Origin of the sequence: Sedimentitalea sp. XS_ASV28 (assembly GCF_041224545.1) — a bacterium.
Classification (GTDB): domain Bacteria; phylum Pseudomonadota; class Alphaproteobacteria; order Rhodobacterales; family Rhodobacteraceae; genus Sedimentitalea.
The window spans coordinates 1-9029 of record NZ_JBGFGP010000156.1; the positions used below are offsets into that span (position 1 = coordinate 1).

The 9029-nt window shown below is 61.6% G+C and carries 10 protein-coding genes and 1 pseudogene; 8 read left to right on the plus strand and 3 right to left on the minus strand.

Annotation, left to right across the window (positions count from 1 at the left end; genetic code table 11):
* A partial coding sequence (locus AB9K34_RS16750) for a transposase (protein WP_148044812.1) occupies positions 1 to 134 on the plus strand: 134 nt, incomplete at its 5' end.
* Between the two features lies 1 nt (position 135).
* Here the strand turns inward: AB9K34_RS16750 and AB9K34_RS16755 are convergent.
* Positions 136 to 516, minus strand: a complete 381-nt coding sequence (locus AB9K34_RS16755) for a VOC family protein (protein ID WP_369955578.1) — start codon at positions 514 to 516, stop codon at positions 136 to 138.
* Between the two features lie 82 nt (positions 517 to 598).
* Between AB9K34_RS16755 and soxR the strand changes: the two genes are divergently transcribed.
* The 4 genes from soxR to AB9K34_RS16775 all read left to right on the plus strand — a co-directional run bounded on the left by soxR (position 599) and on the right by AB9K34_RS16775 (position 5617).
* Positions 599 to 1060, plus strand: coding sequence for a redox-sensitive transcriptional activator SoxR (gene soxR / locus AB9K34_RS16760; RefSeq protein WP_369955579.1), 462 nt, complete (start codon positions 599 to 601; stop codon positions 1058 to 1060).
* A 176-nt stretch (positions 1061 to 1236) separates the two neighbouring features.
* Positions 1237 to 2886, plus strand: coding sequence for a 4Fe-4S dicluster domain-containing protein (locus AB9K34_RS16765; protein WP_369955580.1), 1650 nt, complete (start codon positions 1237 to 1239; stop codon positions 2884 to 2886).
* A 153-nt stretch (positions 2887 to 3039) separates the two neighbouring features.
* Entirely contained in the window at positions 3040 to 4761 is a 1722-nt protein-coding gene (locus AB9K34_RS16770) for a tetratricopeptide repeat protein (protein ID WP_369955581.1), read from the plus strand.
* Positions 4748 to 5617 (plus strand): 4-(cytidine 5'-diphospho)-2-C-methyl-D-erythritol kinase, encoded by an 870-nt coding sequence (locus AB9K34_RS16775; protein ID WP_369955582.1) that lies wholly within the window; start codon positions 4748 to 4750, stop codon positions 5615 to 5617. Before AB9K34_RS16770 ends, AB9K34_RS16775 begins: the two co-directional genes overlap by 14 nt.
* Here AB9K34_RS16775 and AB9K34_RS16780 read toward each other — a convergent pair.
* On the minus strand, positions 5593 to 6591 hold the full coding sequence (locus tag AB9K34_RS16780; protein ID WP_369955583.1) for a polyprenyl synthetase family protein: 999 nt from the start codon (positions 6589 to 6591) through the stop codon (positions 5593 to 5595). The two genes, AB9K34_RS16775 and AB9K34_RS16780, sit on opposite strands and share 25 nt — an antisense overlap.
* Positions 6592 to 6647: 56 nt before the next feature.
* Here AB9K34_RS16780 and AB9K34_RS16785 point away from each other — a divergent pair, with 56 nt between their 5' ends.
* The 3 genes from AB9K34_RS16785 (at position 6648) to AB9K34_RS16795 (ending at position 7919) form a co-directional block, all read left to right on the plus strand.
* Positions 6648 to 6863 carry a DUF2007 domain-containing protein gene (locus tag AB9K34_RS16785; protein WP_369955584.1) on the plus strand — a complete coding sequence of 72 codons (216 nt, stop codon included), beginning with the start codon at positions 6648 to 6650 and terminating at the stop codon, positions 6861 to 6863.
* Entirely contained in the window at positions 6860 to 7681 is an 822-nt protein-coding gene (locus AB9K34_RS16790) for a tRNA1(Val) (adenine(37)-N6)-methyltransferase (RefSeq protein ID WP_369955585.1), read from the plus strand. The genes AB9K34_RS16785 and AB9K34_RS16790 overlap by 4 nt, the downstream gene beginning before the upstream one ends.
* Before the next feature lie 73 nt (positions 7682 to 7754).
* Positions 7755 to 7919: a YdcH family protein gene (locus tag AB9K34_RS16795; protein WP_369955586.1), complete on the plus strand. Its 165-nt coding sequence runs from the start codon at positions 7755 to 7757 to the stop codon at positions 7917 to 7919.
* A gap of 166 nt (positions 7920 to 8085) precedes the next feature.
* Here the strand turns inward: AB9K34_RS16795 and AB9K34_RS16800 are convergent.
* Positions 8086 to 8889 (minus strand): annotated as a pseudogene (locus tag AB9K34_RS16800) (LysR substrate-binding domain-containing protein); the annotation flags it as partial.
* Positions 8890 to 9029 lie beyond the last annotated feature (140 nt).

Here is a 9029-nt window from a genome sequence, read left to right on the forward strand (position 1 = left end):
TGGTCGAGCGCTGCTTCAACAAGCTCAAAAACGCCCGGCGCGTCGCCACCCGCTACGACAAGACCGCCGAGAGCTTCCTTGGCTTCATCGACATCACATCTATCCGCCTATGGCTCCGCCATTTGTCAACATGACCTAGTCGTATTGCACGACCTCGTATTCGATATCGTCGTGATCGTGGAAATAGAATCGATGCCCCGGCTCGTAATCGCCGTGGTTCTTAGGCGTGAAGCCAGCCTCGGTAACCGCGCTGTCCATGGCGGCGATGTCGTCCACCACGACGGCAATGTGGTTGAGCCCGCCGATCGTATGGTAATTGTCGTCGGTCGGTTTCGCAGGCGAGCCCGGCGTGTACAGCGCGACATAGTGGCTGTCGGTGCCGACATGAACGGTGCGCCCGCCCTGGGTTGCGGCGCCCGACCAGCGAACATGCCAGCCGAACAGGTCGCACATCCAGGCGGCGGTGGCATCAGGATCGCTGACGGTGAGGTTGGTATGTTCGAGCATGGCAGGCATGTGCAGTCCTTTCGTGACAGTTGATTTTGCCATCGTAATTTCTAAACCTAACTTTAGGTCAAGATATTTATCGGGATAGGAAATGGTTGCTTCACAAGGACTTTCCATTGGCGCGCTGGCGGATCGTACAGGGGTGGCGGTGTCCGCAATCCGCTATTACGAATCACAGGGGTTGATCGCGCCATGGCGGAACGGCGGCGGGCAGCGGCGGTTTCACCGGGCCGATATCCGTCGTCTCAGCTTTGTGATGATCGCGCAGAAATTCGGCTTTTCGCTGCCCGAGATTCGCGAATTGCTTGCAACGCTGCCCGGCAAGCGGACACCGACACCGGCGGACTGGGCGCGGATCAGCCACACGTTCCGTACCCGGCTCGACGCGCGGATCGAAACGCTGCAAAGGCTGCGTGACAATCTTGACGGCTGCATCGGCTGCGGATGTCTGTCACTGCCCAAGTGCAAGCTCTACAATCCCGATGATCGCGCCCGGAGACTGGGGCGCGGGCCGCGTTATCTGATGGGAGACCGGCCGGAACCGGCTGAGTGAATTCGTGTCGATATCCGCACGGAAAATCCTGCACGTCCCGACCTGCGCTGAAATTGCGCTGGCGATCTGACGCGGTGTTGCGATTGACGCAAGGGCCTGCGAAAAGGTATCAGCCGCGAAATAATGTTGCGCCCGGCAACGGGCCACGCACACCGCCAGCCAAGGAGCGCCCGCATATGGCCGAGATTGAACGCGAAGCGATGGAATACGATGTTGTGATCGTCGGAGCGGGCCCTGCCGGTTTGTCCGCTGCGATCCGACTGAAGCAGCTTGATGCGGATATCAACGTCGTCGTGCTGGAAAAGGGCAGCGAAGTCGGGGCGCATATCCTGTCGGGCGCGGTGCTTGACCCGTGTGGCCTTGATGCGCTGATCCCTGACTGGAAGGAAAAGGGCGCGCCGCTGAATGTGCCGGTCAAGGAAGACAATTTCTATATGCTGGGAGAAGCGGGCAAGCTGCGGGTGCCGAACTGGCCGATGCCGCCGCTGATGAACAATCATGGCAATTACATCGTGAGCATGGGCAATGTCTGTCGCTGGATGGCTGAGCAGGCCGAAGCGCTGGGGGTCGAGATCTTTCCGGGCATGGCCTGTTCCGAGCTGGTTTATGACGACAAGGGCGGCATCAAGGGTGTGGTCGCCGGTGAATTCGGCAAGGACGCCGACGGCAGCCACGGTCCGAACTATGAACCCGGCATGGAGTTGCATGGCAAATACGTGTTCCTGTCCGAAGGCGTGCGCGGGTCACTCGCCAAGCAGGTGATCGCCAAATACGACCTGAGCCAGGGCCACGAGCCGCAGAAATTCGGCATCGGCATGAAGGAAATCTGGGAAATCGATCCCGCCAAGCACAAGGAAGGCACAGTGACCCACACGATGGGCTGGCCGCTTGGAGGAAATGCGGGCGGTGGATCGTTTATCTATCACCTGGAGAACAATCAGGTGTATGTCGGGTTCGTTGTGCATCTGAACTACAAGAACCCGTATCTTTTCCCGTACATGGAATTCCAGCGGTTCAAGCATCATCCGATGGTTGCCGAACTGCTCAAGGGGGGCAAGCGCGTTGCCTATGGTGCGCGGGCGATTTCCGAGGGCGGCTATCAGTCGATGCCCAAGATGGTCGCGCCGGGCGTGGCGCTGTTGGGATGTTCGGTGGGCATGGTCAACGTGCCCCGCATCAAGGGCAATCACAACGCGATGCTGTCTGGAAAGGCGGCGGCCGAGGCCGCGCATGCCGCCATTGCCGCCGGCCGCGCCGGTGATGAGCTGTCCGATTATGAAACCGAGGTGCGGACCGGCGCGATCGGCAAGGACCTGAAAAAGGTGCGCAACGTCAAGCCCTTCTGGTCGAAATGGGGCCTCGTGCCCTCGCTGGTGCTAGGCGGGTTCGACATGTGGACGAACACGCTCGGATTTTCGCTGTTCGGCACTCAGAAACATGGCAAGACCGACGCGGAAGCAACGGAAGAGGCCAGCAAGCACAAGCCCATCGACTATCCCAAGCCCGATGGCACGCTGTCATTCGACCGGCTGACCAACGTGGCCTTTTCGTTCACCAATCACGAAGAAAGCCAACCTGCGCATCTGCAACTCAAGGATGCCGATGTTCCGGTCAAGGTGAACCTGCCGAAATACGCCGGGCCGGCTGCGCGTTATTGTCCGGCGGGCGTCTATGAATTCGTGAGCGAGGAGGGCAAGGACACGCGGTTCGTGATCAATTTCCAGAACTGCGTGCACTGCAAGACCTGCGATATCAAGGATCCGTCCCAGAACATCAACTGGGTCACGCCGCAGGGCGGCGACGGTCCGAACTATCCCAACATGTAGCGCCAATCAGGCCGGAAGCTGTAGATTCGCGGCGGTTTCAAGAGCGAAAAGGCTAATATGAACTGACAATGGCGCGATAGTTGGTGTTGCGCCATTGCCTCGCCCCGAGAGGAGGCCTAACTTGCCGGGCAGATAACCGACGAGGCAGGTCCCTTGAAAAACTCTCTTCTTCGCGGTGTGGCCCTTGCGGCGACCCTGCTTGCGTTCAGCGCACCCTTAGGTGTGCAGGCGGACACCGCAGCGGGGGCGTATCTCGCTGGTCGGCATGCGCTGATCTCCAGTGATTTCGACGAGGCGGCGGCCTATTACACCCGCGCTCTGGCGCGCGATCGCCAGAACCCTCACCTGATGGAACAGGTCGTGCTGTCCCAGCTTGCGCTTGGCAAGATCGACAAGGCCCTGCCGGTCGCCAAGCACATGGAGCAACTGGGTTTGCGCAGCCAGGTGGCGCAGCTGGTGGTCATCACCGATCTGATCGACAACGGGAAATACGAGGAGTTGCTCGCCCGGGATCCAGAAACGCTCGGCAGCGGGCCGCTGGTCGATGGCCTGATCACCGGCTGGGCCTATATGGGGGCGGGGTCGGTCGCCAAGGCCCTGGAGCAGTTCGATCTGGTCTCGCAGCAGAAAGGGCTGCGCGCGTTTGCGTTGTATCACAAGGCACTGGCGCTTGCATCCGTGGGGGATTTCGAGGGGGCCGAGGCGATTTTTGCCGATGAAAGCTCGGGGTTGGCGATCCTGTCGCGCGGCGCCGCGATTGCCCGGGCGCAAATCCTGTCGCAGCTCGAGCGTAACGACGAAGCCACCGCCTTTCTGGAAAATGCGTTTGGGACAACGCTGGATCCCGGATTGCAGGATGTTGCGGACCGGCTGGCTGCGGGGGAGCAATTGCCGTTTTCGCAGGTCACCTCGGTCAAGGACGGCATGGCCGAAGTGTTCTTTTCAATCGGTCAGGCGCTGAACGGCGAGGCGTCCGATGATTACGTGCTGGTCTATGCCCGCGCCGCGACCCATCTGCGCCCCGGGCACGTGGATTCGCTCCTGCTCAGCGCGCAATTGCTGGATGTGCTCGGTCAGTATGACCTCGCCGTGGCGACCTATAAACAGATCCCCCCGGACAGCCCGGATTATCACGCCGCCGAAATGGGCCGCGCAGAAGCGCTGCGCCGCGCGGCCAAGCCCGATGCGGCAATCGAGGTGTTGGAACGCCTGGCCGCAGACCACCCGACGCTCGCGCCGGTCTATTCCGCCCTTGGCGATCTGCAACGCCAGCAGGAACAATATGCCGAGGCGATCCGGGCCTATGACAAGGCGCTGGAATATTCCGATGAAGAGGCTCCGGCGCGCTGGTTCCTGTACTATGCGCGGGGCATCAGCCACGAACGGCTGAAGCAGTGGGACAATGCCGAAGCCGATTTTCGCAGCGCATTGAAAATCAACCCGGACCAGCCCCAGGTGCTGAACTATCTGGGTTATTCGCTGGTTGAACGAAAAACCAACCTCGACGAGGCGCTTGGAATGATCGAGCGCGCCGTCGAAGCCCGCCCCGACAGCGGCTATATCGTCGACAGTCTCGGCTGGGTTCTGTTCCGCCTTGGACGCTATGAAGAGGCGGTAGAGCATATGGAAACCGCGGTTGAATTGATGCCGGTCGACCCGGTGGTCAACGACCATCTGGGTGACGTCTACTGGGCGGTCGGCCGATATCGCGAGGCTGAGTTCCAGTGGAAGCGCGCCATATCCTTTATCGACCCCGAGGATACCGACAGCGAGGCCGACCCGGAACGCATTCGCCGCAAGCTCGAAGTCGGGTTGGATCAGGTGCTGGCCGAGGAAGGGTCGGAACCGCTGAAGGTGGTGAATGACCAGGGCTGATGCCTTTGCCCCCGCCAAGATCAACCTGACGCTTCACGTCACCGGACGACGGCAGGATGGGTATCACCTGCTGGATTCGCTGGTGGTTTTTGCCGATCTCGGCGACCGGATTTCCGTTCGTGAAGCGCAGGGGGTGAACCTGCACATTACCGGACCCAAGGCGGCGGGGCTGACATCCGGCGAAGACAACCTCGTACTGCGTGCCGCGCGGCTCGCGGGGGTGTCGGACGCCCGGATAACACTTGAGAAACATCTGCCGGCGGCTGCCGGTATCGGTGGGGGTTCGGCGGATGCCGCCGCGACCCTGCGCGCGTTGACGACCAGTCATGGCATTGCGATTCCCGAACGCGAGCAGGTTCTGTCACTCGGTGCGGATGTGCCGATCTGCCTGATCTCCGAAACGCTGCGTATGGGCGGTATCGGTGAGCGCATCGACAGGGTGCAGGGCGTTCCGCCGTTGCCGGCGGTTCTGGTCAATCCCGGCGTCCCGGTTCATACGCCGGATGTGTTTCGCGCGCTAACCTGTCGCAACGGATCGCCGATGTCAGAGATTCCCGCGTTCGCGGATGTATCCGGGTGCGTGCGCTGGCTGGCGCAGCAGCGCAACGATCTTGAAGCCCCGGCGATGCGGATTTGTCCGCCGATTGGCGAGTGTCTGGCCGCGCTGCGCCGCGAGAATGCGCTGCTGGCCCGGATCAGCGGATCAGGCGCCACCTGCTTTGGCATCTACGATACCCTGCACGGGGCTCGGGCGGCGTCTGACGCGTTGCGTCGCGCCCATCCCGATTGGTGGAGTCAGCCGGTCACATTGGCGCGCGCGGGATGCGCGGATCACCGCAGGCGCGACACCACATAATCCGACAGATCATCCAGCATCTGACGGATGGGATGATCGGGCAGCCGTCGCAGCGCGGCACGTGCCTTGTCCGACCACGCCAGCGCGTCCGCCCGCGTTGCATCGAGCGTGCCGTATTTGGCCATGAGCGACAGGGCGGTGTCGAGATCCTGCGGTGTCTGCTGGCCCTTTTCGATGGTACGCGACCAGAACGCGCGCTCTTGTGCCGTCGCCTCGGCCACTGCCTTGATGACTGGCAGGGTCAGCTTGCGTTCGCGAAAATCGTCGCCGACATTCTTGCCGGTGGCCGTGCTGTCCCCCTGGTAATCCAGCAGGTCGTCTGCAATCTGAAATGCGATCCCGAGCGCGTCGCCATAGTCGAACAGGGCCTGTATCTGGTCTGCATCGGCATTGGCAATCACGCCGCCCACCTCGGTCGCCGCCGAGAACAATGCCGCTGTCTTGCCACGCACCACCTTGAGGTAGATGTCCTCGTCGGTTGCGAGATTCTGCGCGGCGCTGAGCTGGAGAACCTCGCCCTCGGCGATCGTGGCCGCCGCATTGGCGAGAATATCCAGCACGCGCAACGAACCGGTTTCGACCATCAACTGAAAACTGCGCGCAAACAGGTAATCTCCGACCAGCACGCTGGACTTGTTGTCCCAAAGCAGGTTGGCGGTGGGGCGACCGCGCCTCTGGCCGCTTTCGTCAACCACGTCGTCATGCAGCAGCGTCGCGGTGTGGATGAATTCGACCGTGGCGGCAAGATGCACGTGGTACGGACCGCCATAGCCGCACATGCGCGCCGCGGCGAGCGTCAGCATGGGGCGCAGCCGCTTGCCGCCGGCATCGACGAGATGCGCGGTGACCTCGGGGATGCGCGGCGCATGTTCCGATGCCATGCGATCCCGGATCAGCGCGTTCACGGCCGAAAGATCGTCCGCAAGCGTCGCCGCCAGCTGCTCATGCGGTTTGGTTGCGGCGTTGATGTTCATCACACTCCTGCGTCAAGGCTCGACAATCGCCGCTCCCTGGCCTTACATCCTGCATCATGAAGGAACTTTTGCGCAGCACCGACCCGACCGTCCTGGCCTTTGCGTCCGCCCTTCTTCAGGGCGAGGATATAGACTGCTTTCAGATGGACGTAAACATGAGCATCCTTGAAGGCGGCATCGGAATATTTCCCAGGCGGATGATGGTGCGCTGCGCAGATTACGATGAGGCCGCACGCGTCATGCGCGACAACGACGTGCCGCTGGGTCAATGAAACCGGACACCTGTGATGATCTGACGCGGGATGCGTTTCTCGGTGGTCGTTTGCACCTGCTGCAGCCGCGCGACGGCTATCGCGCCGGGGTCGATCCGGTGGTGCTTGCGGCCAGCGTGAATGCCCGGCCCGGTCAATCCGTACTCGAACTCGGATGCGGCGCGGGCGCGGCTGCGCTCTGTCTGGCGACACGGGTGCCAGGGCTCGATCTCTGGGGGGTCGAACTCCAGTGCGGTTATGCCGATCTGGCGCGGCGCAACGCAACGCAGAACGACATTTCTTTCAATGTCGTTTGCGCCGACCTGAACGATTTGCCGCATCCGGTGCGCGGCATGCGTTTTGACCATGTCATTGCAAACCCGCCCTATTTTCGCTCCGGAGCGCATAGTCTCGCACGAGACAGCGGCCGTGGCATCGCACTCAGCGAGCAGCAGACGCCATTGGCGGACTGGCTGGCGGTCGCCGCGCGGCGGCTCGCGCCCAAAGGATATCTTCACATGATCCAGCGCGCCGATCGATTGCCGGACATGCTGGTGGGGTGCTCCGGGCGGCTCGGGTCGCTCGAAGTGCTGCCGCTTGCGGCGCGCACGGGCAGGCCGCCCGGAATGGTCATCTTGCGCGCCCGCAAGGAGGGGCGCGCCCCGTTTTGCCTGCACGCCCCCTGTCTGATTCACGCGGGCGAGCGGCATGAACGCGACGCGGAAAGCTATTCGCCGGAAATATCGGCGGTTCTGCGTCAGGGGGCCGCGCTGGACTGGCCCGATGTCCGGGCGGAAAGCCGGGCAAATTCAACGAGTTCAAAAAACTGTTACAATTAGCTGCGCGTGCGGCGTGACAGACACGAAGGAATGTGCTCAACTCAAGCTGCAACTTATTCAGAGGAGGACTGCAATGAGCTTGAGCTCGCATCTGATTGAACTGAAAAAGAAGCACCAGCACCTGAGCACAGAAGTCGAACAAGCGCAGCGTGCACCCGGTGTGGACGGGCTTCATCTGGCGGAACTCAAAAAGCAGAAACTGAAACTGAAAGAAGAGATAGAGAGACTCTCAAGCTAATATCGCCCCGCAAACAACCTGACTTGCTGACGCTGCTCGAAACTATGGATTTCGGGCAATTCGCAGGGCAGTGGTGTTGCAGGTGTTTCGTCAGAGGTTCCATCTCTCGAGCTAACCGGCGCGGCGTGATGGCCGCGCCTTTTTTGTGCATGATCACTGGTATGACCTACGCCGGTGGCACATCTCTTATGGCAATATAGGTCAGCTTTTCGGAAACTTCGGCGGTCTTTTCGATCTCTGTCCAGATCCAGTTGCGAAAGGCCCTGATATGGGGCCGTTCCTCCAATCCTTCGGGGCATATGAAACGAAACTGCGCCTCCAGCGTGATGGCCAGCTTGTATGGGGCAACCAGCCGCCCTTCATGCAGGTCCTTCACGACCAGCGCGCGCCGCCCGAGAACCGCGCCGGCCCCGGCCAGCGCCGCATCGATGGCATGATCGGCCTGTGAAAACTGCACGCCATGATCCGGGATGAAATCCACGCCGGCCGCGCGGAACCAGGCGGCCCAGTCACATTTGGGCTCCAGGAAATCCAGCGAGTCGTCAAACAGGATGGGCGCGTCACGCAGATCTTCGGGATGCGGATATTTCAGGGCAAGTTCCGGCGTCATGACCGGTGTCATCCACTCAAAGGCGAGCGGTTCCGAAAACAGACCGGGGTCGGGGCCATGGCCGAAACGAATCGCGACATCGATTTCGTCGCGTTCGAAATCCATCACCCGCAGCCCGGCCGAGAACCGCAGGTCGATCTCCGGATGGGCGCGCGCAAAATCGTAAAACCGCGGCGCCAGCCACTTCGCGGTAAAGGCCGGGCCGGCGGTAACGGTCAGCGTTCGGTTGTCCTGCAGCCTGCGGGTCTGATGCCATGCGGCGTTCAGCGTCCGGAAACCCTCGGCAGCGCCCGGCGCCAGCAGGCGACCGGCCTCGGTCAATTCGACAGCACGGTTCAAACGGTGAAAAAGCGGCTGCCCCTGACCTGCCCCCCTTCGGTCCCTCGTTCATAACGAGAGTCTGCGGGTTTGATCTTGATAATCATGGGTTTCGGTTTGGGCAAGCGCGCCGGGCGCGGAGCCCTCAAATTGCTCAAGCGCTCGGCGCGCTTGCAGTGGCG